The sequence below is a fragment of the Ornithinimicrobium murale genome (assembly GCF_003352835.1).
Taxonomy (GTDB): Bacteria; Actinomycetota; Actinomycetes; order Actinomycetales; family Dermatophilaceae; genus Ornithinicoccus; species Ornithinicoccus muralis.
Window position 1 is genome coordinate 159,231 of record NZ_QLVD01000015.1, and the last position, 25,609, is coordinate 184,839.

Below are 25,609 nucleotides of genomic sequence, written 5' to 3' on the forward strand. Positions count from 1 at the left end.
GATCACTAGGCTATGTCCTCATGGAAGCCGTTGACCGCCAGATCGCCGCGCACCTCGCTGCCGATGGGCGGATGAGCTTCGCCGAGCTCGGGCGAGCCGTGGGCCTGTCCACCTCCGCAGTGCACCAGCGCGTCAAGCGGCTCGAGGAACGGGGCGTGATCACCGGCTACCGCGCCGAGATCGACTTCGAGAAGGTCGGCCTCCCGCTCACCGCCCTGATCGCCCTGTCACCGTTCGACCCGGCAGCCCCGGATGACATACCGGAGCGCCTCGAGCACCTCCCACAGATCGACTCCTGCTGGTCGGTGGCCGGTCGGGAGAACTATGTGATCCAGGTGCGCCTCGCCAAGCCCTCCGACCTGGAGCAGCTGCTGGCCGACATCCGCGTGGCGGCCAACTGTGCCAGCAGCACCACCGTCGTGCTCTCCACGCCCTGGGAGGGCAGGCCCGTCCAGCTGCCGACCGAGGCATAGCCCATGAACGGCGCTCTGCGCGTGGTCCTCTGGGCCGCGTTGGCGGTGGGTCTGGTGCTGGCCGTCGTCATCGCGGTCGGCCTCTTCCGGCTGAGCCAGACCTTCCCCGACGCTGACCAGGGCAGGGCACTGGGGGAGCAGCTCGAGAGCGAGCTCGGCACGGATCATCCCCAGTTCGTCACGGAGACCGCCGCGGACCCCAGTTTCGCCGAGGTGCGCGTTGACATCCACCAGCGCGGCGGCGAGCTGACCGAGCCCGAGGTCTCCGAGCTGCTGGAGACGCTGCGGGAGGTCACCGTCGAGCACGCGGACTCCCGCTGGTCCCTGGAGATCAGCGTCGAAGGCAGGTGGGGCACCAGTCCGGTGACGATCACGGGCAGCGCTGCTGATCAGTGGCCCGAGCTGTCCCAGGCTCTCGAGCTGGCCGACAGCAACCGGACAGCGCTCAGTTTCTCCCTGGACACGGGTCGGGTGGCGCTCACGCGTGACGTGGACACCGAGCGTCTCTGCGGGCCAGGCACGGAGCCGCTCGGCTTCTTCACCGACACGGTGGGCGAGGCAGGTGCGGTTCTCACCGAACTGGGGTGGGCCAACGCCGAGGCCCCCGTCCTGGTCTATCTGGCCAGCGGCTGCGACGGACCGCTGCGGACCTCTCTGGAGCTCTCCGGCAGCAACCGGCTGGAGAAGCTGCAGGACCTGGAGGCACTGGTCGCCTCGCTCCCTGCCGAGCACTCGTTCGTGGGGATCACAGTGCAGGACGCGGGTCACCTGGAGGTGGGCCTGGACCGGGAACCGACAGGACCCGCCGCTACAGCACTGGCGGCGCACTGGCCACACGGCGAGGTGTGGATCAACGGCACCGCCGTGACATCGCCCTGACTCAGCGGCCGACCGTCAGCGGGCGATCGCGGCCAGCCTGGCGCTTGTGAGCCGCGCCAGGTCATCGGGGGTCAACTCGACGTCGAGGCCGCGTTTGCCACCCGAGACCAGGATCGCCTCGAACCCTGATGCAGTGACGTCGAGCACGGTTGGCAGGGACTTCTTCTGGCCGAGGGGGCTGATGCCGCCGACGACGTATCCCGTCGTCCGCTCGGCGACCGCGGGGTCGGCCATCACGGCGTTCTTCGCGCCGAGCGCGGCAGCCAACGCCTTCAGGTCCAGCTGGCGGTGCACCGGCACGATGCCGACGGCGAGACCGGTCTCGACCGAGACGAGCAGGGTCTTGAAGACGCGGGCAGGGTCCACACCGAGCGCGTGCGCGGCCTCCAGGCCAAAGGACTCGGCTGCTGGGTCGTGCTCGTAGGCGTGAGGTGTAAAGGCGACCCCGGCACGCTCCAGTGCAACGGTCGCCGGCGTGCCGCCCGTCGTGGCCCGATTCCTTGCCATGGCGCTGAGGTTAGCCCAGCTGGAACTCAGTCGAGCTGCGCCACCGAGGTCTCCCGGGAGGCCTGGGCCGCGGCCGTGGCCGCCTCGTGCGTCCCTGCCGCGTCGCTGTGCTGACGCCACCACGCCTGGCCCTCGGTCGAGAGGGTGTAGATCGGGTCGTAGTAGACGTACTCCGCGCTGGTGACGTCGACGTCCTCGGTCTCGATGGAAGTGCGGTAGTTCTTGCGCCAGTAGGAGATGCCGCGCTCGGTGTCGTAGGTGTCCACCTGGTGCACCCAGCGCTTACCCACGAACGGCACGTCGCACACGATGCGGGGGGTCGCGAAACCTGGCAGGTATCCCATGATCGAGTGCTGCAGGTGCTGGGCCTCGGCCAGCGAGGTCCGCCAGTGCTCAGCGAACGGGATCATGTCGCACATGTAGAAGTAGTAGGGCGTGATCGAGGCGCCGTCGGCCAGCGCGAAGCACAGGTCGAGCAGGTCCTCGCTGGTGGCGTTGACCCCGCGCATCAGCACGCCCTGGTTGCGGACGTCGCGGATCCCTGCGTCCAGCATCGCCTTCGTCGCGTCCGCGACCAGCGGCGTGACCGACTGGGCGGCGTTGACGTGGGTGTGGATCGCCAGGCCGACACCTCGGCTGCGGGCCTTGGCCGAGACCCGCGCCACACCCTCGACGGTGTCGTCGGCCAACCAGTGCTGCGGCAGCCCCATCAGGGCCTTGCTGGCCAGCCGGATGTCCCGGATGTTGTCGACGTCCAGGACCCGGTCGATGAAGGACTCGAGGTTCTTCCACGGCATGTTGGCCACGTCCCCACCGGAGACGACGACGTCCCGGACCGTGGGGGTGCGCTTGAGGTAGTCGATGATCGCCTCGTGCCGGTCCATCGGCTTGCCCGCCAGCTTGAGCTTGGTGACCTGCGGCGTGGAGTTGCCCACCAGATCCATGCGGGTGCAGTGGCCGCAGTACTGCGGGCAGGTCGGGAGCAGCTCGGCGAGCACCTTGGTGGGGTAGCGGTGCGTCAGTCCCTCGGCCACCCACATGTCGTGCTCGTGCAGCGAGTCGCGCTGGGAGTTGGGGTGCGAGGGCCAGTCCGCGCGGCGGTCCGAGAACACCGGCAGCATGTAGTTGCGCACCGGGTCGGCGTAGAAGGCCGCTGTGAACTCCTCGCCGGCCGCGGGCATCCGCCCCTCGGCCCAGGTCATCTCCGAGACCATCGTGTTGATCATCTGCGGTGGGAGCAACATGGACATGGTGGCCCGCTCGGCCTGGTCGCGCTCCAGGTCGGCGTAGAACGCGTCGGTGAGCAGGTCGCCCATCAGCTCACGCAACTGCTTGATGTTCTTGATGCAGTGGACTCGCTGCCACTGCACACTGGCCCACTCCGCCGCGGTGACCTCGCGCCACCCGGGGAAGCGCGTCCAGTCCGGCTCGACCAGCTCACGTTGCTGGTAGTGGTAAGGCTGCTCGATCAGGCTGCTCATACATGGCATGCTACGGATATCTTGCGGTGAAAGCGAGTAACCACGGGATGATCTCCCGCAAATGTCGCATTACGGAGGATGAATGACTGCCACCAGCCCCGTTGGGCTACACCGGGTCCTGGAGCCGACCGGCGCCTCGGTGAGCCTGCCGCAGGCCGCGCGCCGCTTGGACGCCCGGCCGGAGATCGGTGCCGATGAGGTCCGGATCGACGTCGAGGTGCTCAACCTGGACGCCGCGTCCTACCGGCAGCTCGCCGAGAAGCACACGACCCGGGGGCACGTCGACGGCGCAGCGGTCCGCGCCGAGGTGCTGGAGATCATCACCGAGCGGGGCAAGATGCAGAACCCGGTGACCGGCTCCGGCGGCATGCTGATCGGGCGTGTCGCGAAGGTCGGGCCGGACAGCCCGCTGGGGCTGGCGGTCGGGGACCACGTCGCCACGCTGGTCTCCCTCTCCCTGACGCCGTTGCAGGTGACCGACGGGCTCCGCGACTGGGACGGGCTGGGGGAGCGGGTCCCCGCCCGGGGGCACGCGATCCTGTTCGGGCGCTCCATCGCCGCCCGGCTCCCCGAGGACCTGGACCCCCAGCTGGCGCTGATGGTGATGGACGTCTGTGGTGCGCCAGCCCTGGTCTCCCGCGTGGTGACCGAGCACCGGGACCGCGCCGGAGTCGCGCCGGTGGTCGCCGTCCTGGGCGGGGCGGGCAAGTCCGGCTCGCTGTCCCTGGCGGCCGCGGGAGCTGCGGGGGCCGCGCGGCGCATCGCCGTGGTGCCCGTCCAGCGCGAAGCCGACCTGCTCGAGGGCAGTGGCCTGGCCGACGAGGTGGCCATCGCCGACGCCCGCTCACCGCTGGGCCTGCACGCGGCAGTGGAGCGGGCAGGGGGACCGGCCGACGTCACGGTGGTGTGCGTCGACGTCCCGGGGTGCGAGCAGCCCGCGATCCTGGCCACCGCCCAGGGCGGCACCGTGATCTTCTTCTCGATGGCCACCAACTTCGCGGCCGCGGCCCTGGGCGCCGAGGGACTGGCCGCGGACGTGCGGATGCTCGTCGGCAACGGCTACGTGCCCGGACACGCCGACCTCGCCCTGGATCTGCTGCGGACCACGCCCGGCGTGCGGGCGCTGTTCGAGTCCCGCCTCGCGGGGGAGCAGACTGGGGCCTCGTGAGCACACAGTCATCCTCCGAGGACACCCGCGTCCCCACCATCCTGCTGCGCGGCGGCCGTCTGCACGGCCACGACGGCGCCCAGGCCCTGCTGTCCCGCGGCGGCACGATCGCCTGGGTCGGCGACGACACCGCCGCCGAGGCCCACGCCGACACCGCTGACCGGGTCGTCGACCTGGACGGCGCCCTGGTGACCGCCGCGTTCTGCGACGCGCACGTGCACCTGACGATGAGCGGCCAGGGACTGGACGGCATCGACCTGTCCGAGACCGGTTCGGTGGGCGAGGCCCTGCGCCTGATCGAGTCTGCCGCCCGGACCCTGCGCGGACGCCCCGTCTATGCCCACTCCTGGGACGAGACGAAGTGGGTCGAGGGCCGTCCCGTCACCGCCCAGGAACTGGACCGGGCGACCTACGGCGGCGTGGTCTACATGCCCCGCGTCGACGCGCACTCCGCCAGCGTGTCATCCGCCATGGCGGCGGCTGCCCGCGTGCACGGGCTGGACGGGTGGGACCCGGCCGGCATCGCCACCCGCGACGCCTTCGCGGCCGTCACCAACGCCTTCACGTCCGCGATGACCGACGCGGACCGCGAGCACTACCTCGACCTGGCACTGCGCGCCGCGGCCGAGCGCGGCATCGGCCTGGTGCACGAGACCGGCGCCGCCCACCTCACGCCGTTCGCAGACGTGCGCCACGTCCTGGAGGCCGGGCGGCGACCGGCACGCACCGCCACCGTGGCCTACTGGGGTCAGCTGGTCGCCGACGAGGCAGAGGCCGCGGAACTGGGTCAGTTCCTCGGCGTGGCCGGCCTGGCCGGAGACCTCTGTGCGGACGGCTCCTTCGGGTCACGGACCGCCCACCTGCTCGAGCCATATCTGGACGGCCCGGGACACGGCTTTGGCTATCTGAGTGCCGAGGAGATCTCCCAGCACGTCATCGCCTGCACCCGCGCGGGCCTGCAGGCCGGCATGCACGTGATCGGTGACGCCGCCCTGCACACCATGGCCGAGGGCTTCCGCCGGGCGGCCGAGGTCGTCGGGCGCGAGGCGATGATCGCCACCCGCCACCGCTGGGAGCACGTCGAGCTCCCCGACGCCGAGGTGCTCGCGACCATGGCTGACCTCGGGATCTGGGCCAGCATGCAGCCGGCCTTCGACGGCCTGTGGGGCGGCATCGAGAACATGTATGCCGCGCGGCTGGGGGAGGAGCGCGCGCTCGCCACGGTGCCGCTGCGCAGCATGCGGGACGCAGGCGTGCGCCTCGCCCTGGGCTCGGACAGCCCGGTCACCCGGATGCATCCCTGGCAGGCCGTGCAGTATGCCGTGTGGCACCACAACCCGGACCAGCGGCTGACCGTGGCCGAGGCGGTGCACGCCCACACGGTGGGCGGCTATGAGCTGGCTGGCCGGCCGGGCGGGACGCTCGCGGTGGGCGGCCCGGCGTCCTACGTCGTCTGGGACGCCCCGGACGGTGACCTGCCCGTGGGTGAGGCGGGGCTCCCGGACCTGGCCGCGGCCCCCGACCTGCCGCTGCCCGTGGCGCGCCTGACCGTCGTCGACGGACACGTGACCTTTGACCGAGAAGGAGACTGAGTGAGCACCCCCAAGGTCCTGGAGCTGGACCGCGCAACCGTCCGCCGCGCCCGCTCGCACGCCGCCCGGCTGGGCAAGCCGGTCGTGGAGCTGGCCACCTCACACACCACGGTGTCGGTCGAGCGGGCGACCCTCCGCCTGGCCGGGCTCTCCGGAGCCGACCATGAGCGGGTGCCCTGGGTCAACCACCTGGTCGACGCGGTGCGGGACCAGGTCGGCATCGAGCACGGCGTCACCACACCGATCTGGGACGCACTGCGCCGCGACGAGGCGCCCGACCTGCTCACCCTGGCGCAGAAGGCCTCGTCCGGGTCGGTGAACTTCCGGATCCCCGAGCAGCGGGGCGAGGCGACCCGCGCCCGTCGTGCCGCGATGGCAGCGGTGCGCCCCGGCATACGGAGGATCGACCGGCAGCGGGCCGCCCGTGACCGGCAGATCGCCCGGTTGGGTGACCCGAAGCAGCGGCCCTGGATCTACCTGATCGTGGCTACCGGAGACATCTTCGAGGACATCCCACAGGCCCAGGCAGCCGCCCGCGAGGGCGCCGACATCATCGCCGTGATCCGCTCGACCGGTCAGTCCCTGCTGGACTACGTCCCCGAGGGGGCCACCCGGGAGGGCTTCGCCGGCACCTACGCCACGCAGGAGAACTTCCGCCTGATGCGCGCCGCCCTGGACGAGGTCGGCAAGGAGCTGGGCCGCTACATCCGGCTGGTCAACTACGCCTCCGGGCTGTGCATGCCAGAGATCGCGGCCCTGGCCGGCCTCGAGCGGCTCGACATGATGCTGAACGACTCGATGTACGGCATCCTGTTCCGCGACATCAACCCGATCCGCACGTTCGTCGACCAGCGCTTCTCCCGCCAGGTCCACGCCCGCGCCGGGATCATCATCAACACCGGCGAGGACAACTACCTCACCACCGCCGACGCCGTCGAGGCCGCCCACACGGTCACGGTGTCGCAACTGATGAACGAGTACTTCGGCAAGGAAGCCGGTCTGGAGGACTGGCAGCTCGGACTGGGGCACGCCTTCGAGATCAACCCCGACCTGCCGGAGAGCTTCCGGCTGGAGCTCGCGCACGCGCTCCTGGCGCGGCACCTATTCCCGGACGCACCGCTGAAGTGGATGCCGCCGACCAAGCACATGACCGGCGACATCTTCAAGGGCCATCTGCTCGACGGGTTCTTCAACCTCGCGGGCGCGATGACCGGCCAGTCCATCCTGCTCGTCGGGATGATGACCGAGGCCGTGGTCACCCCCTTCCTGTCCGATCGCGACCTGGCCCTGCAGAACGTGCGCTATGTCCTGAACTCGGCCGGGGGACTGGTCGAGGACTTCCACCCGCCACGGGACGGCTTCATCCAGACGCGGGCACGGCACGTGCTGGACGAGGCCATCACGCTGATGGACGAGATGTCGGCCCGGACGCCGACCCGTGGGTGGTCGCCGCTGCTGGAGGCCATTGCCGATGGCACCTTCGGGCACATGAAGCGGCCCGCTGACCAGGGCAAGGGACTGGAGGGCGTGGCCCGGAAGGCCGACGACTACGACAACCCGGCCACCACACTGCTGGAGGAGGGCAGATGAGCAACACTGCCGGAGGAGGGCACGTGAGCAGCACCCCCACCCCGGGCGAGCGGTCCGGCACCCAGGGGTCGGTCGTCCGGCCCTACGGCGACATGACCGGTGACGGCATGATCCAGGTCTCCTTCACCCTCCCGGTGCCGCACGACAAGCGGGCCGAGGGGGCGGCTCTGCAGCTGGCCGGCAAGATGGGAATGTCCCCGGCCCTACTGGTCCATGCCAAGGCGATGGGCCCCGAGCACACCTTCTTCGTGGTCTACGGCAGCGTCACCCACCTGGTCGAGCTGGACAAGGTCGAGGTGCTCGAGCGGGACTTCCCGCTCCTGTCCGCCAAGGAGATCAACACCACGATCAAGAAGACCCTGCGCCGCCCGCTCGTCGTGGTCGGAGCCTGCATCGGCACCGACGCCCACACGGTGGGCATCGACGCCATCCTCAACATCAAGGGGTTCGCGGGGGAGAAGGGCCTGGAGTACTACTCCGAGGTGCAGGTCGTGAACCTCGGGGCCCAGGTCCTGGTGCCCGAGCTCGTCGAGCGGGCCCGCGAGGAGCAGGCCGACGCCGTGCTGGTGAGCCAGGTCGTCACCCAGCGCGACGCGCACATCCACAACACCACGGCGATGTCCGCGGCCTTCCGCGAGGCCTACCCCGCCGGGGCCGTGCCCATCCTGATCGCCGGCGGCCCACGCTTCGAGGAGGGCTCGGCCAAGGCGCTCGGCGTCGACCGGATCTTCGGCAAGGGCACCACGCCCTCCGAGGTCGCGTCCTATCTCATCCACGCCGTGGCCCAGCGCCACGGTGCAGCAACCCGCCAGCAGCCCGCGAAGGAGCAGCAGTGACCGCCTCAGAAGGCACCAGCGTCATCCACGCCCGCTACGTCCCCTACAGCCACGCCCACTACGCCGGAGACCTGGTCGACGGCGCCTACAGCCTCGGCCTGTTCGGCGACGTGGCCACCGAGCTGTGCATCCGCACCGACGGCCACGAGGGCCTGTTCGCGTCCTACTCCGACGTGCAGTTCCTCGCGCCGGTGCGCGCCGGCGACTGCCTGGAGGTCAAGGCGACCCTGGTGCGGGTGGGGTCGCGCAGCCGCGAGATAGAGTTCGCGGTCCGCGTCACGGCCCGGGGCAACGCCGAGCGGGGCGAGTCCGCCGCCGACGTGCTGGACCCGCCCGTTGTTGCCACGACCGCCCGGGGTGTGGTCGTTGTCCCGCGGGCGGAGAGCTGATGGACCACGCCGCGCCGGTGGCGAGCGGATGACGCGCCGGTGACGACCGGATGACGAGGACTTTCCGGCGTGTCGTCGGCGACACGCCGGGGAAGTTGTGCCGTTCGTCGAAAAAGTTGTCCCACAGCTCGGGCCGATGACCTGCGAGTATGCGCGAAGCTGCAGGTCAGGCCACGTTTGACAGTCCGTGTCAGAGGGCTAAGTTAGCCCTCAGGTCCGCAACTGGTTCCGGTGCCCCCGGGGCCGCGCGGCCGCCCCAGACCGCAGTCGGGCGTCCGCTCCTCGGAGCGTGTGCCAACGCCTGGACTGTGCTCATGGACGGTCGTTTGAGCAAGATGCTGGACAAGTCAGGGCCCGCGCGCTCAGTAGACAACGGGACCACCAGCAGCACCCTGCTGCGGTGGGATCGGCACCAACGGCGCACGGGCCCTGACTCATGCCCGGACACCCCTGACTCATTCCCGGACACGGCATGTATTCTCTTGGCATGATCACCGCTGCGCAGTATTGGTTCTTTGGGTCGGCTCCGGCCGGCGCGAAGACCATCTGACGCGCAACCGGAGCCGACCAGGGCGTGGACCACGAGGTCCGCGCCCTCCGCTATTTCAGGCGGGCGCTCCGGGACTGCGGGGCGGACCGCCTCCAGACCAGGAGGAAACCCATGAGCGCCACCCCCAGCGCAGCGACCGGGCGCACCAGCACCAACGACCTGCGCGTCCGGCGCATGGAGCCCCTGCCGACGCCGACGCAGGTGTTGGAAGAGCAGCCGCTGCCCGATGACCTGGCCGATCTCGTCGACCGGTCGCGGGGCGAGATCCAGGCCGTCCTGCACGGCGACGACGACCGCCTGCTCGTCGTGGTCGGGCCGTGCTCGGTGCACGACCCGGCGGCCGCAGTGGACTATGCCCGACGCCTCAAGGTCGTGGCCGACGCACTGGCCGACGACCTCGTCGTGGTGATGCGCGTCTACTTTGAGAAGCCGCGCACCACCACCGGCTGGAAGGGTCTGATCAACGACCCCGACCTGGACGGCAGCTACAACATCCCGCGCGGCCTGCGCCTGGCCCGTCAGGTGCTGCTCGACGTCCTCGGGACCGGGCTGCCGGCTGGATGTGAGTACCTGGAGACCACGACGCCGCAGTACATCGCCGACACCGTGAGCTATGGGGCGATCGGTGCCCGGACCGTTGAGTCGCAGGTGCACCGGCAGCTCGTCTCGGGGCTCTCCATGCCGGTCGGGCTGAAGAACGGCTCCGACGGGAGCGTGCAGGTCGCGGTCGACGCCTGCGTCGCCTCGGCAGCCCCGCAGACCTTCCTCGGCGTCGACAAGGAGGGCCGCGCCGCCCTCGTGGAGACCCAGGGCAACCCGGACGGCCACGTCATCCTCCGCGGTGGCCGTGCGGCCCCCAACAGCGACGCCGGGTCTGTGGCCGGTGCCCGCGCACTCCTGGAGAACGCAGGGCTGGAGCCCCGACTGGTCATCGACGCCAGTCACGGCAACAGCCGCAAGGACCACGTGCGCCAGGCCCAGGTGGCCCGCGAGATCGGTGCCCAGGTCGCCGGTGGTGACGACACGGTTGTGGGGGTCATGCTGGAGAGCTTCCTGGTCGCCGGCAAGCAGGAGCCAGCCCCCGTCGACCTGACCTACGGCCAGTCCGTCACGGACGCCTGCATGGCGTGGGAGACCACCGCTGAGGTGCTCGCTGACCTGGCCCATGCCGTGCGCCAGCGCCGCTCGGGGGCCACGACGTGATCCGGGGTCCGGTCGCCTAGGCTGACCTGGTGCTGCTCCGCCTGGTCCTGTCGCTTGCCGCGGGGCTCTCCCTCTGGCTCGCCTTCCCCGCCTACGACCTGTGGTGGATGGCCTACCTGGGCATCGCTGCGCTCGCCCTGGCGACGGTCGGCGTGGGCCCGTGGCGCGGGCTCCTCCTGGGGTTCGTGACCGGAGTGGCCTACTTCGTGCCTCTGCTGTCGTGGACGGGGATCTTCGTCGGGTCCCTGCCCTGGCTCGCGCTCTCGGTCCTCGAGGCCCTCTACATCGCCGGCATCGGGGCGGTCTGTGGGTTCCTGCAGCGCAGCCGAGTGCGCCCGCTCACGGTGGCGATCGCCTGGGTGGTCAGCGAGCTGGCCCGCTCCACCACGCCCTTCGGTGGGTTCCCGTGGGGCCGGGTCTCCTTCAGCCAGGCAGACGCCCCCCTGCTCGCGGTCGCGTCCCTGCTGGGCACCCCCGGGGTCACCTTCGTCGCGGCCCTGGTCGGCGCACTGCTCGCCCTCGTCGTCCAGCACCTGCTCACCTGGCGCCCCCGCTCTGTGGACACGAAGCAGCAGCCGGCACACGGCATACGAGCTGGTTGGCAGGCCCCCGTCGCCGCCGGGGCCGCCCTGGCCCTGCTCTTCACCCCCCTGGCCATCCCGCGTCCTACGGACGGCGAGCCGCTGCAGGTCATCGGGATCCAGGGCAACGTGCCGGAGATGACGCTGGAGTTCAACGCGCAGCGCCGCGCTGTCCTCGACAAGCACGTCGCCACGACCAAGCACGCGGCCGAGCTGGTGCAGGCAGGGGAGCTCCCGGAGCCAGATCTGGTGCTCTGGCCGGAGAACTCCTCGGACATCGACCCGTTGCGCAATGCCGACGCCGCCACCGTGGTCAACGAGGCGCTGGAGGCCGTCGGGGTGCCCCTCATCGTGGGCGCCGTGCTGCGCGAGCCGGAGGACCACGCCACCAACGCCAGCCTGCTCTACCTCCCGGGGGAGGGGATGGTCGATCGTTATGTCAAGCAACGGCCCGTGCCGTTCGCCGAGTACATCCCCTATCGCGACTTCTTCCGGATGTTCAGCGACAAGGTCGACCTGGTCTCGCGCGACTTCGTGGCCGGTCACGAGTCGGGGGCGATGTCCGTGCCGATCACCGGCGGGGAGGTGATGCTGGGCATCGCGATCTGCTTCGAGGTGGTCGTTGACGACCTGATGCGGGACAACGTCAAGCAGGGTGCGGAGGTGCTCTTCGTGCCCACCAACAACGCGACCTTCGGCTTCACCGACGAGTCCGAGCAGCAGCTGGCCGCCTCCCGGGTCAAGGCGGTCGAGCTGGCCCGCCCGGTGGTCCATCTGAGCAACGTGGGGGTCAGCGGTCTGGTGCTGCCCGACGGATCGGTGGTCGAGCGCACCGAGCTGTTCACCCAGGACATCATCAGCGGCGCTGTGCCGCGCCGCACCGACCTGACCCTGGCCGTGCGACTCGGTCCGTGGCCGGAGCGGGTGGCTCTGGTCGGGCTGCTGGTGCTGCTCGCGGGCGCGGTTCTGAGGGGGCGCACCCGGTAGGCTGGAGACCCAGACGCTGCGGCGTCGCTCACCTATCGACCGGCAAGGCAGGGCCAAAGTCACCATGAGCAGCACTCTCGGGAGGGTCCTCGTTCTGATCCCGACCTACAACGAGAAGGACTCCCTGCCCGGAGTCATCGCGCGACTGCGTGCGGCCGTGCCCTCGGTCGACATCCTGGTCCTGGACGACAACAGCCCCGACGGGACCGGCGCGGTGGCTGATGCTCTGGCGGCGGACGACCCCCAGGTGCGGGTGCTGCACAGGGAGGGCAAACAGGGCCTGGGACGGGCCTACCTGGCAGGCTTCGAGCAGGCCATGGAGCAGGGCTATGACGCGGTCGTGGAGATGGACGCCGACGGCTCCCACCAGCCCGAACAGCTCGACCGGCTGCTGGCGGCGGCGCAGGGAGCCGACGTGGTCATCGGGTCGCGTTGGGTGCCCGGGGGAGCGACCCACAACTGGCCGCACCGTCGCAACATGCTCAGTCGGGGCGCCAACGTCTACACCCGTGCGGCTCTCGGCCTCGCCGTGCGCGACGCGACGGCGGGCTACCGGCTCTATCGCACCAGTGCCCTACGAGCGATGGACCTGGAGGGGGTGGCCTCAGCCGGCTACTGCTTCCAGGTCGACCTGACCCTCCGGGCCGCCGACCGTGGCCTGCGGATCGTCGAGGTGCCGATCGACTTTGTCGAGCGCACGGAGGGCACATCCAAGATGGATGGCAGCATCGTCCGTGAGGCCCTGGGACGTGTGACGCTCTGGGGGCTGCAGCGGCGCGGCGAGCAGGTCGTCTCAGCCGCCAAGGGCTTCGGCCGGCGGATGACGTCAGGAGCGACGTGGCACGAACTGACGGACTGAGCGGCCCCGTCCGGCCCGGTCACGGGTCGGGCAGCAGCAACGGGTCAGGCGACGCGGGTGGTCCCGGTCGCGGAGGCACGGGTGGCCCCGGTCAGCGTGGGCGCGGTGGACGTGACCCCGGCAGGCCACCAGGGAGCCGTCGGGCACCCCGTCGGCTTCGGTTCATCTTCGCCGGGTTCTTGCTGCTCCTTCTGCTGGAGATCGTCGTGCTGGTCGCCGTCGGCAATGCCATCGGCGGGTGGTGGACGCTGGGTCTGCTGCTCCTGTTCGTGGTGGCCGGGCTCTACCTGGTTCGCCGGGAGAGCGGTCGCGCCTGGAAGGCTCTGCGCCAGGCGGTCGACACCGGCAGAATGCCCGGCCGGGAGCTCGCTGATGCCAGCCTCGTGCTGCTCGGTGGAGTGTTTCTGGTCATCCCCGGCTTCATCAGCGACGTCGTGGGAATCTTCCTGATCCTGCCGTTCACCCGGACCCTGAGCCGGCGGTTGCTCGCCGTGCTGATCGGGAGCCGCATGCCACCGATGACGGTGACCGGCTTCCCGGGCGCGGGCCCCGGCGGATATCGTCCCAGGCCAGCCCCAGGTTCTTCCGGCCCATCCGGCAGTCCGGGCACCTTCGGTGGTCGGGGCGCCCCCGGCGGTCCAGGCACGTCCGGTGGTCGGGGCGCTCCGGGCGGTCCAGGCAGTTCGAGCGGGCCGGGGGGGACTGGAGGTCCGGGCCGCTCGCGTGGCTATGACGACATCATCGAGGGCGAGATCATCGACGAGGACCCGCCGCCCGGGCGCTGAACCCCAGCGGCAACCCACTGCTCCTGCCACGGAAGCACCGCGCGCCACCGTCGGCGTGTCGTGCACGGTGCCATCATCGTTGCGGCGTGTCGTGCGCCAGAGCACCGGGACGGTCGCGCCGTTCCCGCTCAGGGCGGCCGCAACCGACCGACTCAGCGCCCATCCGGTCGCTGCGACGCGAGGGTCGGGGCGACTCGTTCGTCAGCCGGGCTCGGCCACCATCAGGTCTGCACGGCGCGAGGACTCCGCTGTCGGGGGACTCTTTCAGGCACACAAAAAGCCCACCCGCTCAGGGCCGGGTGGGCCTTTTGTGTGGTGCGTTCGTCAGGCAGTGCGCTGACGGCGCGGCTTCTCGCCACGCTTCTCGCGCAGCAGCGCCAGGCGCTCCTCCAGGAGCTCCTCGAGCTCGGGGATGGAACGACGCTCCAGGAGCATGTCCCAGTGGGTGCGCGGAGCCTTGGTCGCCTTGAGCTCGGGCTCGGGGCCGTCGTTGAGCTTGCCGTCCTTGCCGCAGCGGCACTCCCAGATCGGTGGGATCTCGGCCTCGACGGAGAAGGGCAGCTCGGTCACGTGCCCCTCGGGGCACGTGTAGGCGACCATCTGTCGCTCGGAGAAGGTGACGCCCTCATCACTCTCGAAGGACAACCAGGAAAGGTTGGTGCCTCGTAGGGACCTCTCGGCCATGTCGAACTCCCATCGTGTTGGTAAACACGGTCATACCTGCTGGCGGACTGTAGGTGTCAACGCTCTGGACGAGCGCAGTGTTCCCAACCGCAGGTGCCGGTTGAACGCGCGGAAACGTGGCGCGGTCCGGTCAGTCCGGCCTCGCGGAGACACCTTCAGTGGGGATAGCCCTATATGCTAGCGAACGCGAGGGTCACAGCGCCAATCCGCAGGTCAACGGCCATTTCGGTATGCCGCGGGCCGGCTGTCCCATCACGTCACCACGCGCTCGGTGGGCCCCAGGAACGGGCTCCGATGCGCTCAGTGGACGCCAGGAGCGCCTCACCATGCGCTCGGTCGGCAGCAGGAGCGCCCCACCATGCGCTCGGTCGGCAGCAGGAGCGCCCCACCATGCGCTCGGTCGGCAGCAGGAGCGCCCCACCACGCGCTCGGTGGGGGTGACGGCTAGGGGAGGGCCTACGAGTTGCGGCCCGTGAGGCTTCGCGCGAGTGTGGGAGACCACGCAGTTCATCGACCAGGAGGTTGCGCATGGGTATCGGCGACAAGATCAAGAACGCGGCCGAGGAAGCCAAGGGCAAGGGCAAGGAGGTCATGGGCGACGCGACGGACGACCACTCACTTGAGGCTGAGGGTCAGGTCGACCAGGCCAAGGCCAACACCAAGCAGGCGGGTGAGCACGCCAAGGACGCCTGGAAGGACGCCACCAGGGACTGAGTTCTCTCCCGCAGGAACAGACCAGGGCCGCACCGGTTTTACGGTGCGGCCCTGGCACGTCCTGCCTCGCTGTCCCGTCCGACACCGTGCCTGGCCTGACAGTGCCGTCCTCAGCGGCGCCGTCTGCGGCGGTGGAGTCTGCCGAGCAGCGGGGAACCAGCGATGCGCCGGGTTGCCGGCTCAGCGTCGGGGTCCTCACCCACGACGAACTCCTCAGCGCCCGAGCGTTCCAGTTCGTCGCGGGTGCGCTGTCCCGCCTCCACCCCGTGACGGGCAGTGATGGCTCCCTCGGGCGTGGCCAGCTTGATCTCCTCGGGGTGCAGGTCTCCGGTGCGCAGGTCGATCTGCTCGGACAGATAGCGAAGCGCCACCACCACCGAGGCGGCGACCGGCACCGCCAGGAAGGCCCCGGGAATGCCGAACAGGGTGCCTCCGGCCGCGACGGAGAGCAGGATGATCACCGGGTGCATCTTCATGCTGCGGCTCTGCAGGAGCGGTTGGAGCACGTTGCCCTCGACCTGCTGGACGAGCAGCACGATGCCGAGCACCCATAGGGCGGTGACCCACCCGTTGGACACCAGGGCCACGAGCACCGCGAGTGCCCCGGCCACGAAGGCGCCGACGATGGGGATGAAGCCAGCCATGAAGGTCAGGATCGCCAGGGCAGGGGCTAGTGGGACCGAGAGCACGATCAGTCCGAGACCGATGAAGAAGGCATCGACGGCACTCACGATGGCCTGGGTGCGGATGAAGCCACCGAGCGTCACCCAGACCCTGGTGAGCATCTCGGTCAGGTGCTCACCCGCCGTGCGGCCCGCGGTGCGCCGCAGCCACGGCAGGAAACTTGGTCCGTCCTTGATGAAGAAGAAGGTCAGCACCAGGACCAGGGCCAGGGTCACGAAGGCCGAGGTGACGGCAGAGACCCCGGTGAAGACGCCGGAGGCGATATCACTGGCGCGCTCCTGTAGCCAGCCGGTGGCCTCCTTGATGGCATCGTCCAGCTGCTCATTGTCAAGGTTGATCGGAGGACCGCCCAGCCACTCCCGCACCGTGACGATGCCCTGACTGGCCCGATCCACCACGTCGCCGGTCTGCGCGACGATCGAGGGCGCGATGGCTGCGAGTGTCCCGAGGACCAGCAGCAGAGAGACGATGAGCGTCACCGCAGCGGCCAGTGCTGCGGGAACACCTCGGCGTCGCATCCAGCCCACGGGGCCGGACAACACCGTCGAGACGATGAGAGCGAGCATGACCGGGAAGATCCCGACCCACAGCTTGGACAGCAACCAGAGCAGGAGCGCGGCAGCAGCACAGATGACGATGAAGCGCAGGGACCACTTAGCGGTCACCGCCATCGCGTCCCCCACGATCTTGCCGCGGTCTATGCCGACATTGCCCTCCGGTGGAGTCGCGCCATAACGGCCCGATGCCTCATCGGTGGTCCCGGACCCGTCATCCCTCACGTGCGCCTCCCGATGGTGCGGTGCTGTCGGCAGCCATCATGACGCATTCGTTGAGATCACTGTGACCATTGTGGACAGCGTGTGCTCAGCACCGGGCTCCAGGGTTACCGCGTCATCACCCACGGCGGCGGCCTCGACGCAGACCATCTCGGTCCACTCCTGGTCACCGAAGTCATCCATCGCGGCAGCCTTCTCTGCCCAGGGGTTCCAGACCACAGTGGTGGGTGACCCGGCCTTGTCAATGGTGATCGCGCGCTGGAGCACCGGGTCGTGGACGACGACGCTGCCGGCGCTGGTGTGCACGCGATCCGTCTCGCCGGTGAAGACCAGCTCGCCGTGCTGGGTCGCCTGGGACAGCAGCACCTTGTCCCAGTAGCTGGCTCCGTCCAGGCCACTGAGCCGGATCTGTCGGATGTCCCCGACGTGCAGGTAGGTGTGCAGCGCGGCCTCGTAGTCGAAAGGGTGGGAGTCGTCGTTGCGCACGGTGAGCGAGAGCGTGGCGCTCCCCGTCACCACGACCTCGAGGTGTGCCGTGAAGCGGTGCGGAAAGTGGTCGACACCGCCCCGGGACCGGACATCCAGGTCGGTCAGCTCCCACATCAGGCGGACGGACTCGCCGTCGACGGACTCATCCCCGACCAGGCGCCACGGCGCCACCCGTGCGAACCCGTGGTTCGGCTGCAGGTCACCGGAGCGCCCCGGCCCGAACCATGGCCAGCAGACCGGGACACCACCCCGGATCGGCTGCCCCTCGGCATAGTCCGACTGGCGGCTCGCCCAGATCACCGGAGTGTCACCGATGCGCCACTCGGCGACCTGCGCGCCCTGGTCATAGGCGATGACCTGGCCGGAGGGTGTGCGGTAGGTGCGGGGCTCCATCACGGTCCTGTCTGGGAGAGATTGGCAATGAGAACGATGCAGACGCCCGCGAAGACGATCAGACCCACGGGGATACTCAGGAAGACCCCGATCAGCAGGCCCAGGCCCCAGCGACGCGTCACCGGGACCACGACCAGCACGATCACCACCACGAGCAGGCCCATCACCGCCCACGGGAACAGGTCGGACTCGAGGGCCACGCCGGCATAGACCGCGCCGCCGACCAGCAGGAGGCCGAGCACTGCTCCGAGCCACAACGGCTTGGTGGACTTCTTGGGCGGTGCCCCATAGGGCACGTGGTAGCCCTGCGGGTAGTAGTAGCCGTGCCCCGGTGGTGCCTGACCGTAGGGCGGACCCTGTGGTGCCTGACCGTAGGGCGGACCCTGTGGTGCCTGACCGTAGGGCGGACCCTGTGGTGCCTGACCGTAGGGCGGACCCTGCTGGCCCGGCGGGGGAGGCGCGTAGGGGTCGAACGGTTCGTCGGGGGACTGGTCGTCAACCACGGAAGACCTCCCACCAGATGCCCACGCCTGCCGCTACGACAAGCAGCGCGAGGTAGGCCAGGACGAGTCGGGTGTCGCGCAACAGGCACTTGGAACGGGTCAGGCCGGCGCGCCGAGCGCGCCAGTAGCCTGCGAAACCGAGACCTGCGAAGACGAGCAGCGCGAACGGCCCAGCCAGCCAGCCCAGCAGCGCGACCGTCGCAAAGATGCACAGGCGCAGCGGGTCGAGGGGCGCCTCCGCAGGGGGCGGGGGAGTCGGGGGCGTCCCGGGGGTGCCGGGCAGCGCGACGGGGTGGGACGGGTCACTCACGTGGAGGCCTCCAGCAGGTTCCGTCGACCACCGGTGGCGGTCGAGAGCCGGGTCCGGGACAACGGCGCCCAGGCCTGCACCGCGCAGAACGGAGCGCACTGGTGCGAGGCGTCCTGCTCGTTGACCGTCGCGACGTGCACGCAGCACTGGGTGAGCCGCTCCTCGATCATCGTGTTGATGTCCATGAACGGCTTGACGGTCACCCGAAGCACCCGCTCACCGAGCATCGCGCGCAGGCGGGCCTGGCCACCGGGCAGCTGAGCGGTGGCCAGGCGGCTGAGCGTCCCGATCCCGATGTCACAGTTGGTGCAGATGTCCCGCCAGATCGAGCCGATGTTGGGATGCGACAGCGAGGACTGCTCGCTGAGCAGGTCCAGCAGACTGTCCTTGACCACCCGGCGCAGCTGCGCGGGCAGCTCCTGGTCGGCGATCCGGTTGGCCAGGACGTCGGGTTCCAGGTCGAGGAACTCCTTGAGCCGGTCCGGCCCGATCAGCTGGACCAGCGATTGCCATGTGCCGGAGTCGTCGCGCAGCAGGTAGCCCACCGAGCAACAGTGCGGGTGTGAGCACGGCAGGGCGGTCAGGTCACGCCAGGTGACGCGGCCATCGGTCTGGCCCGCGAGACGGCTCAGCACGCCGGTGTGGGTGAGGCGCTCCATCGGGTCGACCCCGGCCGAGCGTCCGGAACCGAAGACCGGCTGGATGGTGACGCCTCCGACGTAGGGCGTGGCCAGCCCCAGATCAAGCACGGCGCCGATCTCCTCATCGTTGACGCCGAGCGCTGCGGTCATGGTCAGCGTGGTGAAGATGCCGTTCTCGGAGAGCCGGGCGATCGCCTGCTCCTTAAACCGTCGCAGGTCCGCGCCACGGTGGTGCCGTGAGGCGTCGGCGGTCAGCCCGTCGAACTGCAGGTAGATCTCGACCCGCTCCCGGTGCTTGCGCAGCAGGGCCAGCAGCGCGTCGTCCCGGGCGATCCGCAACCCGTTGCTGTTGACCAGGATCCGCACGATGGGGCGGGCCACCGCGGCCTCGAGGAGCTCCTCGAACTGCGGGTGCAAGGTCGGCTCGCCACCGGAGATCATGAGCACATCGAGGCGGTTGTTCTCCCGGGAGAGCCGGGTGTCGATGGAGGCGAGGATCTGCTCCAGCGGTGCGGTCGCCGCGAGCTGGGGGGCCGACTCGGCGAAGCACGTCGGGCACTTCAGGTTGCAGTGGTCGGTGATGTCCTCGAGGAGGATGCAGGTGTGCTGGGTCTGCATCTGGGGCAGGCCATCGGCGTATGCGGAGGGGACCGGTTTGAAGTTGCCCGCCAGGTCGGCGGTGTGTTCCTTGGTGGGGGCGGTCCACTCCTCGAGGTAGCGCAGGATCTGGGCGGACTCGTCGTAGAGCGTGCGCACGAACCCGTGGTCCGGACAGCCGCGCTCCAGGTAGACCGCGCCGTTGCGTTCGGCGAGCCAGCCGGACAGGCGACGGACGTGCTCCAGCGGCCGGTCCGGGTCCTCCTCGTGGCAGTGCGGGCAGAAGGCGTTGACATAGCGGTGCACCCGGAAGTCGCGCAGCGCGGCGCCCGGGCCGACCGGCGCGCCCATCAGTCGGACCTCTCCGACGTGCCGGCGCCCACCTGCAGGCCTGCTCCGCCCGGTCGCTGCTGAGTCACGTTGTCCGTCTCCTGTCGTGAGTACACCCCGCGCCGAGCCTGCCACGCGATCCGGGCCAGCACGAGGGGAACCGCCGCGAGGAGGAACAGCTGGGGCCTGCTCAGTCCCATCCAGACCACCTCGTTGCCCCTCGTGAACTCCACGAGCAGCCGGAACACGGCATACGAGGCGATGTAGAGGACGAAGGTCTCCCCCTGGGGGAGCCGGCGCCGCGACAGGCTCCACCAGATGACCGCGAAGGCCACGGTGTGGAAGGCCGCCTCGTAGAGCAGGCTGGGATGCAGCGGGACGCCGGCCACGCCACCGAGCCGGTCGGCAGTCGCCTGGTCCAGGACCGGACCGAAGCCCAGCGGGTTGGGCGTGCCGGGCAGCTCGGTGAGGTGACAGCCCCACCGGCCCACCGCCATGCCGAGGGCGACCGCGGGGGCGAAGAGATCACCGGTGCGTGCCGGGTAGCCGGTGAGGCGCTTGGCGACATGGACCCCGAGCCAGGCTCCCACCAGACCGCCCAGGATGCTGCGGTTTCCGTAGAGCCACTGCTCGACCAGGGAGGCGTTGGCCCGCAGGTCGACGTCCTGCAGCCAGGTGCCCAGCCGCATGAACACCGCCCCGCCCACGAGGGCACCGGCGATGATGTAGAGCATCCGTTCGTCGCGACCCGCCCGGGTCTGCACGAGACGGATGCCCACCACCAGCAGACCCACGGCCACACCGAGACCGACGAAGAGCTCATGGGTGCCCACCGGGAGGTCGATCCCCAGCAGGTCGCCGAGCGTGGGATACATGAGCGCCAACCTAGCGTCTCGCCCGGTGTGCCGGTCCCGTTGCGGGATCGGCCGACAGGTAGGCTGCGGCAGGAGTGGGGCACGACGTCGAGGGGACACCGTGAACGAGCAGACCGGACCGCAGCCGGGCCAGGGCCATCCGTGGGCGCCGCAGGGACAGCCCGGTGACCAGCAGGTAGGACCACAGGCAGGCCCGCCGGGCGCACCGGACCAGCTAGAACCGCAGGCTCGTCCCCAACCGGGCCACCCGCCGGGCGGCCAGCCGTCACACGGTGGCCAGACACCGTTGGGCGATCAGCAGAGCGGGTCAGCACCGGGCGTGCCACCGCATCCGGGCTATGGGCAGCCGGCCGGGCCGGGTCACCAGAGCCAGCAGTTCGGTCACGGACCGGCCGGGCCGGGTCACCAGAGCCAGCAGTTCGGTCCCGGATCGACCGCACCGCCCGTCTCGGGGAGCAGTGGCATGTCCACCGGCGAGGTCGTCCGGCTTGTGCTGCACGTCCTCGCTCTGCTGTTGGTGGCCCTGGGCCTGTCGGCCGATCTGGATGACCGTGACTCCGTGCTGTGGAGCGACACCTGGACCTGGGCCGGCTTTGCGACACTGATGGCCCTGGCGCAGGGTGCCGCGCTGCTGCCCCGGACCGTGCTCTCCGGTGCCGGCTGGACGACCGGTGCTGTCGGCGCGGGCGGACTGCTGCTCTTCTGGACCCTGCTCATGCTGCCGTTGATCAGCACCAACATGGCCTTCCTGGTGACCCTCGGCACGGCGTGCGCGACAGCCGCGGTCCTACTCAGTCCCGACCGGAAGCTCTGACCCCGTGCTCGGCACGACCCGTGGACCCGTGGTCACTCTGACCCGGCACCGGGTCGCAGTCCTGGCCGCCGGTCTGCTGACCGTCCTGGCCCTGGGGCTCCCGTGGACGGCGTCGACCGAAGTCACCACCGGAGGGTGGTATGTGGCCTCCACGTGCATCCCGAACTTCAATGACGGCACCATCTGGTGCTCCGGCTCCTATGCCTCACCGGGGTTCACCACCGGATCCGCCGGGCTGAGCGGCAACGAGACGGTGGCCCGGGTCTTCCTCGTCGGGGCGCTCGTCCTGATCACCATCGCCTCGGTCCGGCAGAAGCCCCGACTGTTGCTGGTGGCCGGAGCCGCCCTGGTCCTGGGCATCCTGTTGACCGGACTCACCCTGCTGGGTGGCCAGGTCGCTGCGGTCCTGGCCGCTGCGCTGGTGCTGTATGCCTCCTTCAGCGCCGGGGTCGCACCAGCCAGAGCGTGAGGACGACACCGGCGATCAGGCCCAGCCCGAAGGCTGGCACCAGATAGTTCATCCGCCACCAGATCAGCTGCAGGCCCCACCAGGCCAGCAGCAGGACGATGGCGCCGATCACGAGCGTCCACCCCCAGCGGCCCATCAGCCAGGCCCCTTCTGTGGTGCACCGTCAGGCGTCCGTCGCCACGGAGGGGCAGAGGGAGCGGCGAGGGTCGGCATGCCGCCGATCCTGCCACGAACTATCCGGGCAACGGCGACACGGCAGTTGCCGTCGGGACGTAGACGATGGCGTTGATCGACTCACCCACCGGTCCGTTCTCAACGACCGCGTCCGCGTCACGTGCGGGGTCATAGCTCGGTCCGATCGCCCTGGTCCGCAACGGCCTGCGGAGCCATGACCGCACGATGGCGCTCTGCGCGGCGTCGCTCTCGAGTGCGAGCAGGACCGGCACGTCGCTGTACCGGAGCACTGCTTCGGTGAGGTCCGGCGGCGTGGGAGGAACGAAGAAGGGTACAGAGCCGGTCCCCATGGTGAGCACAGCTGCCGCATAGTCGGTGCCCAACGCCGCGCGTAGGTGGCCACCGGCGTTGCGATGAGTCTGCTCGGGCATTGCTGGGAGGTGTCGTTCGTCCGCTGCGACGGTGTGTGCGGTGCCTCCCCAGTGAGCGATGCGCTGCCCGGTGCGGTGCTGCCAGTCGAGGTTGCGGCGCGCAAGGTCGAGCTCGATCTCCGCGAGGTCATCTGGATCGGCGCCGACAGGCGCTCGGTCATGGACGATGCGGACGGGGTCGTCTGGGTGTGTGACGGCGTAGTGGCGCAGCCACCGGAAGACCGCCTCCGCCTCGTGGTTGTGGAGGAATCCCTGGCTGGCGTGCAGGAGGGTGCGCAGGTCCCCTTCTCCGCTCACCGTCCACCGATCGAGGTCCGCCGCCGTGTTGAACGGTGCGTCGGTTCCCTCGATCGAGACGGCGCGCACACCTGGCGCACCTCCGTCGGTGTCTTGCACCAGAGCCCGCAGGAGCGCGTGGGTCGCCAACACCAGCTCCCGTGCCGATCGCACCGCCGACGCCAACCCCACCACCGTTGCTTCGCTGAGCACACGCGGAGGTGGCTGCGTCGCGTCATCGACGGGGAAGGCGACCGCGTGCTGTGCCACCCATGCGGCCAGGGAGGCATCGACATCAGCCGCTGGGCTCCGATCGTCTGCGGACTCGTGAGCCATTCCGGTCATGATGACATGGGTCACGCAGGTCGGCCGCCGCCGGGCGGACCCACCGCGCGACGGCTCTGCGACGTCGACCATCTGCGACGTCGACCATCGGAGGAGCAGCAGGGTCAGTCGAGCATCACCCGCCGCTCGAGGTGCCGGTGCACCCACCAGAACCCGGCGCCCACCATCACGAACACGGTGCTCGACAGCGCGAGGATGCTCAGTGAGCCGGTCACCAGGGGCGAGATGGCCCCGGCCAGCAGGGCGTTGAAGACCAGGCTGGCGAAGCTCGCCAGCGAGGCCGCTGCGCCACGGTGGTGTGGGAACAGGTCCAGCATGGCCAGCTGCAGGACGGGAAAGGCGATGGCCACGGACAGGGCCAGCAGGGCGGGCCCCAGGACGGCCCACGGCAGCGCGGGAAGGGTCAACATCAAGGTGAGGTTGAGGCCTGCTGCCGCCAGAGCGGCCACGACCGCCCGGTCCACCAGGACCGAGCTGTCCACCCGTCCCGCCAGTCGACCCGACAGCCAGGCACCGATCACCATGCCCGAGATCAGGGGCACGAACAGCATCCAGAAGTCCTGCTCACCCTTGCCCAGCAGGTCCACGACCATGATCGGGGCCGAGACGATGTAGACGAACTGTCCAGCGAAGATGAAGGTGGTGGCCAGGGCGAGCCGGACAAAGGCCGGGTGCCGAGCCACCTCGAGCAGGCTGGAGACGATCGGCCCCACCCGCAGCGGGTGTCGGTCCTCCCGGGGGAGCGTCTCGGGGAGAACGAAGGCGGTGGCCAGGGCGATCGCGATGCCATAGCCGGCCATCGCCCAGAAGATGATCGGCCAGGGGCCCCAGGCCAGCAACAGCCCGCCTGCAACGGGGGCGACTGCCGGGGCGATGCTGAAGATCATCATCACCTGACTCATCAGCCGGTGGGCCTCGGGACCGCTGAAGAGGTCGCGGATGACCGCGCGACTGACGATGGTGGCCGCTCCCGCACAGGCACCCTGGAGGGCGCGGAAGACCAGGAGCACCGGCAGCGAGGGGGACAGGGCACACCCGATGGTGGCCAGCACATACAGAGCCAGTCCGGTGAGCATGACGGGCTTGCGCCCCAGGGTGTCGGAGATGGGTCCGTGCAGGATGCTCATCACCGCAAAGGAGAGCAGATAGATGCTGGTCACCTGCTGCATCGCCGGGGCACCGACCTCGAAGTCCTGTCCCATGGACGCGAACCCCGGGAAGACCGTGTCGATCGTGAAGGGCCCGATCATGGCCAGGGAGGCCAGGACCGCGGTGATGACCAGCCCCGCGCGCCGCGCGCGAGGTGAACCGACGCTGGTCATCTGGTGGCCAGGCCGAGGAAGTCCCGGATCGCCGGGATCTCGCGTCGGGCCTGAGCCAGGCCGGCGCGGTGGCTCGCCGCGAGCTTGCCGACATGGCGCTCGCCGTTGCCGACCGGCATCTGTTCCGGGACAAAGAGGTAGGCGGCACCCTGACGTTCCAGCTCGAACAGCTCGGCACGGGTCGCGTTGTAGCGCTCGGGGCGATGCATGAGGGCCTCCGCGACGGCGGGGTAGCGACGGAAGTGGCGCCGGAAGAACCACTCCGCAGCCTGCGGCGGCTTGACGTAGCTCCGCTCGCGAGTGAGCACCGCGAGGAACCTGCCGTAGCCGTCGGCGCGGGCGGCGTCCAGCGGAATGCCCCCGGCCGGGCCGAGTGCTCCGTCGACGTAGACCTGGCCGTCGATGGTGACCGGAGGCATCAGGATCGGCATCGTCGAGGACGCCTGCACCCGGATCATCAGATCGTGGATATCGGTGACGTCCTCGCGCCCCCAATGCACCTGCTGACCGGTGGTGGCGTTGAAGCCGCCGATCCGGAACCGGGCAGGGTTGGCCGCATAGGTGCCCCAGTCGAAGGCCAGCGCCTGACCGGGCAGCCCGGCCTCCTGGTAGATGTAACGGGCGTTGAACAGTCCCTCGCCGCGCACGAACGTCCGCACGTTGCCGAACTTCGGGTCCGCGGCGAAGTCGGTGAAGGAGCGTCGGGCCCGGTCAGCATCTCGGGACAGGTAGTTGGCGGTGTTGCTGGACCCGGCGGAGATGCCGCCGACCCAGTCCAGGTGGATCCCCGCCTCCAACAGCGCGACCACGAGACCGGAGGTGTAGCTCGCGCGCATACCCCCACCCTCCAAGAGGAGGGCGGTGTCGGTGACGTTGGAGGAGAGGCCGGACACTCCGCATAC

General features: G+C 69.9%; 27 protein-coding genes. 14 read left to right on the forward strand and 13 right to left on the reverse strand.

Annotated features, from left to right (window positions below; genetic code table 11):
• The first annotated feature begins 20 nt into the window (after nt 1–20).
• Both DPQ65_RS05760 and DPQ65_RS05765 read left to right on the forward strand, forming a co-directional pair.
• Nucleotides 21–473, forward strand: coding sequence for an Lrp/AsnC family transcriptional regulator (locus DPQ65_RS05760; protein ID WP_114906422.1), 453 nt, complete (start codon nt 21–23; stop codon nt 471–473).
• A 3-nt stretch (nt 474–476) separates the two neighbouring features.
• Complete coding sequence (locus tag DPQ65_RS05765; RefSeq protein WP_114906423.1) at nt 477–1,352, forward strand: hypothetical protein; 876 nt, start codon at nt 477–479, stop codon at nt 1,350–1,352.
• 15 nt (nt 1,353–1,367) lie between these two features.
• Here DPQ65_RS05765 and ybaK read toward each other — a convergent pair whose 3' ends face one another.
• Nucleotides 1,368–1,859 carry a Cys-tRNA(Pro) deacylase gene (ybaK, locus tag DPQ65_RS05770; RefSeq protein WP_114906424.1) on the reverse strand — a complete coding sequence of 164 codons (492 nt, stop codon included), beginning with the start codon at nt 1,857–1,859 and terminating at the stop codon, nt 1,368–1,370.
• Nucleotides 1,860–1,885: 26 nt separating this feature from the next.
• Nucleotides 1,886–3,340, reverse strand: coding sequence for a KamA family radical SAM protein (locus tag DPQ65_RS05775; RefSeq protein WP_114906425.1), 1,455 nt, complete (start codon nt 3,338–3,340; stop codon nt 1,886–1,888).
• 82 nt (nt 3,341–3,422) lie between these two features.
• Here DPQ65_RS05775 and kdd point away from each other — a divergent pair, with 82 nt between their 5' ends.
• The 9 genes from kdd to DPQ65_RS05820 all read left to right on the forward strand — a co-directional run bounded on the left by kdd (nt 3,423) and on the right by DPQ65_RS05820 (nt 13,880).
• Nucleotides 3,423–4,508, forward strand: a complete 1,086-nt coding sequence (gene kdd, locus DPQ65_RS05780) for an L-erythro-3,5-diaminohexanoate dehydrogenase (RefSeq protein ID WP_114906426.1) — start codon at nt 3,423–3,425, stop codon at nt 4,506–4,508.
• On the forward strand, nt 4,505–6,100 hold the full coding sequence (locus DPQ65_RS05785) for an amidohydrolase (protein ID WP_114906427.1): 1,596 nt from the start codon (nt 4,505–4,507) through the stop codon (nt 6,098–6,100). The genes kdd and DPQ65_RS05785 overlap by 4 nt, the downstream gene beginning before the upstream one ends.
• Nucleotides 6,101–7,690 carry a lysine 5,6-aminomutase subunit alpha gene (gene kamD / locus DPQ65_RS05790; protein WP_114906428.1) on the forward strand — a complete coding sequence of 530 codons (1,590 nt, stop codon included), beginning with the start codon at nt 6,101–6,103 and terminating at the stop codon, nt 7,688–7,690.
• A gap of 23 nt (nt 7,691–7,713) precedes the next feature.
• Complete coding sequence (gene kamE / locus DPQ65_RS05795) at nt 7,714–8,526, forward strand: lysine 5,6-aminomutase subunit beta (protein ID WP_238146704.1); 813 nt, start codon at nt 7,714–7,716, stop codon at nt 8,524–8,526.
• Entirely contained in the window at nt 8,523–8,915 is a 393-nt protein-coding gene (kal, locus tag DPQ65_RS05800) for a 3-aminobutyryl-CoA ammonia lyase (protein ID WP_114906430.1), read from the forward strand. The genes kamE and kal overlap by 4 nt, the downstream gene beginning before the upstream one ends.
• A 661-nt stretch (nt 8,916–9,576) precedes the next feature.
• Complete coding sequence (locus DPQ65_RS05805; protein ID WP_114906431.1) at nt 9,577–10,668, forward strand: 3-deoxy-7-phosphoheptulonate synthase; 1,092 nt, start codon at nt 9,577–9,579, stop codon at nt 10,666–10,668.
• A gap of 29 nt (nt 10,669–10,697) precedes the next feature.
• Nucleotides 10,698–12,236 carry an apolipoprotein N-acyltransferase gene (gene lnt / locus DPQ65_RS05810; RefSeq protein WP_238146705.1) on the forward strand — a complete coding sequence of 513 codons (1,539 nt, stop codon included), beginning with the start codon at nt 10,698–10,700 and terminating at the stop codon, nt 12,234–12,236.
• Nucleotides 12,237–12,300: 64 nt separating this feature from the next.
• Nucleotides 12,301–13,095, forward strand: a complete 795-nt coding sequence (locus DPQ65_RS05815; protein WP_114906432.1) for a polyprenol monophosphomannose synthase — start codon at nt 12,301–12,303, stop codon at nt 13,093–13,095.
• A gap of 179 nt (nt 13,096–13,274) precedes the next feature.
• Nucleotides 13,275–13,880: an FxsA family protein gene (locus DPQ65_RS05820; RefSeq protein WP_202863023.1), complete on the forward strand. Its 606-nt coding sequence runs from the start codon at nt 13,275–13,277 to the stop codon at nt 13,878–13,880.
• A gap of 324 nt (nt 13,881–14,204) precedes the next feature.
• On the opposite strand, the gene DPQ65_RS05825 is transcribed toward DPQ65_RS05820, so the two are convergent.
• Complete coding sequence (locus DPQ65_RS05825) at nt 14,205–14,564, reverse strand: RNA polymerase-binding protein RbpA (protein ID WP_114906433.1); 360 nt, start codon at nt 14,562–14,564, stop codon at nt 14,205–14,207.
• Between the two features lie 528 nt (nt 14,565–15,092).
• Between DPQ65_RS05825 and DPQ65_RS05830 the strand changes: the two genes are divergently transcribed.
• Nucleotides 15,093–15,278, forward strand: coding sequence for a CsbD family protein (locus DPQ65_RS05830; protein ID WP_114906434.1), 186 nt, complete (start codon nt 15,093–15,095; stop codon nt 15,276–15,278).
• A 110-nt stretch (nt 15,279–15,388) separates the two neighbouring features.
• Here DPQ65_RS05830 and DPQ65_RS05835 read toward each other — a convergent pair whose 3' ends face one another.
• The 6 genes from DPQ65_RS05835 to DPQ65_RS05860 are packed head-to-tail and all read right to left on the reverse strand — an operon-like array spanning nt 15,389 to nt 20,876.
• The gene (locus tag DPQ65_RS05835) at nt 15,389–16,741 is read right to left on the reverse strand and encodes an AI-2E family transporter (protein WP_238146706.1); all 1,353 of its coding nucleotides are present in this window, start codon (nt 16,739–16,741) and stop codon (nt 15,389–15,391) included.
• A 36-nt stretch (nt 16,742–16,777) separates the two neighbouring features.
• Nucleotides 16,778–17,620: a D-hexose-6-phosphate mutarotase gene (locus DPQ65_RS05840; protein WP_114906435.1), complete on the reverse strand. Its 843-nt coding sequence runs from the start codon at nt 17,618–17,620 to the stop codon at nt 16,778–16,780.
• Nucleotides 17,620–18,123 (reverse strand): hypothetical protein, encoded by a 504-nt coding sequence (locus DPQ65_RS05845; protein WP_114906436.1) that lies wholly within the window; start codon nt 18,121–18,123, stop codon nt 17,620–17,622. Before DPQ65_RS05845 ends, DPQ65_RS05840 begins: the two co-directional genes overlap by 1 nt.
• Nucleotides 18,116–18,433, reverse strand: a complete 318-nt coding sequence (locus DPQ65_RS05850) for a hypothetical protein (protein WP_238146707.1) — start codon at nt 18,431–18,433, stop codon at nt 18,116–18,118. The genes DPQ65_RS05845 and DPQ65_RS05850 overlap by 8 nt, the downstream gene beginning before the upstream one ends.
• Nucleotides 18,430–20,022: a radical SAM protein gene (locus DPQ65_RS05855; RefSeq protein WP_114906437.1), complete on the reverse strand. Its 1,593-nt coding sequence runs from the start codon at nt 20,020–20,022 to the stop codon at nt 18,430–18,432. The genes DPQ65_RS05850 and DPQ65_RS05855 overlap by 4 nt, the downstream gene beginning before the upstream one ends.
• Nucleotides 20,022–20,876 carry a prolipoprotein diacylglyceryl transferase gene (locus DPQ65_RS05860; RefSeq protein ID WP_114906438.1) on the reverse strand — a complete coding sequence of 285 codons (855 nt, stop codon included), beginning with the start codon at nt 20,874–20,876 and terminating at the stop codon, nt 20,022–20,024. The genes DPQ65_RS05855 and DPQ65_RS05860 overlap by 1 nt, the downstream gene beginning before the upstream one ends.
• A 319-nt stretch (nt 20,877–21,195) precedes the next feature.
• Here DPQ65_RS05860 and DPQ65_RS05865 point away from each other — a divergent pair, with 319 nt between their 5' ends.
• Together DPQ65_RS05865 and DPQ65_RS05870 are read left to right on the forward strand one after the other, a co-directional pair.
• Entirely contained in the window at nt 21,196–21,690 is a 495-nt protein-coding gene (locus DPQ65_RS05865; protein ID WP_162802031.1) for a hypothetical protein, read from the forward strand.
• 4 nt (nt 21,691–21,694) lie between these two features.
• Nucleotides 21,695–22,159, forward strand: a complete 465-nt coding sequence (locus tag DPQ65_RS05870; protein ID WP_114906440.1) for a hypothetical protein — start codon at nt 21,695–21,697, stop codon at nt 22,157–22,159.
• On the opposite strand, the gene DPQ65_RS15530 is transcribed toward DPQ65_RS05870, so the two are convergent.
• The 4 genes from DPQ65_RS15530 to DPQ65_RS05885 all read right to left on the reverse strand — a co-directional run bounded on the left by DPQ65_RS15530 (nt 22,128) and on the right by DPQ65_RS05885 (nt 25,600).
• Nucleotides 22,128–22,295: a DUF4175 domain-containing protein gene (locus tag DPQ65_RS15530; protein WP_162802032.1), complete on the reverse strand. Its 168-nt coding sequence runs from the start codon at nt 22,293–22,295 to the stop codon at nt 22,128–22,130. The two genes, DPQ65_RS05870 and DPQ65_RS15530, sit on opposite strands and share 32 nt — an antisense overlap.
• Nucleotides 22,296–22,392: 97 nt before the next feature.
• Entirely contained in the window at nt 22,393–23,376 is a 984-nt protein-coding gene (locus DPQ65_RS05875; RefSeq protein ID WP_114906475.1) for an erythromycin esterase family protein, read from the reverse strand.
• A gap of 113 nt (nt 23,377–23,489) precedes the next feature.
• On the reverse strand, nt 23,490–24,707 hold the full coding sequence (locus DPQ65_RS05880; RefSeq protein WP_114906441.1) for a multidrug effflux MFS transporter: 1,218 nt from the start codon (nt 24,705–24,707) through the stop codon (nt 23,490–23,492).
• Nucleotides 24,704–25,600: a patatin-like phospholipase family protein gene (locus DPQ65_RS05885; RefSeq protein WP_114906442.1), complete on the reverse strand. Its 897-nt coding sequence runs from the start codon at nt 25,598–25,600 to the stop codon at nt 24,704–24,706. The genes DPQ65_RS05880 and DPQ65_RS05885 overlap by 4 nt, the downstream gene beginning before the upstream one ends.
• Between the last annotated feature and the right edge of the window lie 9 nt (nt 25,601–25,609).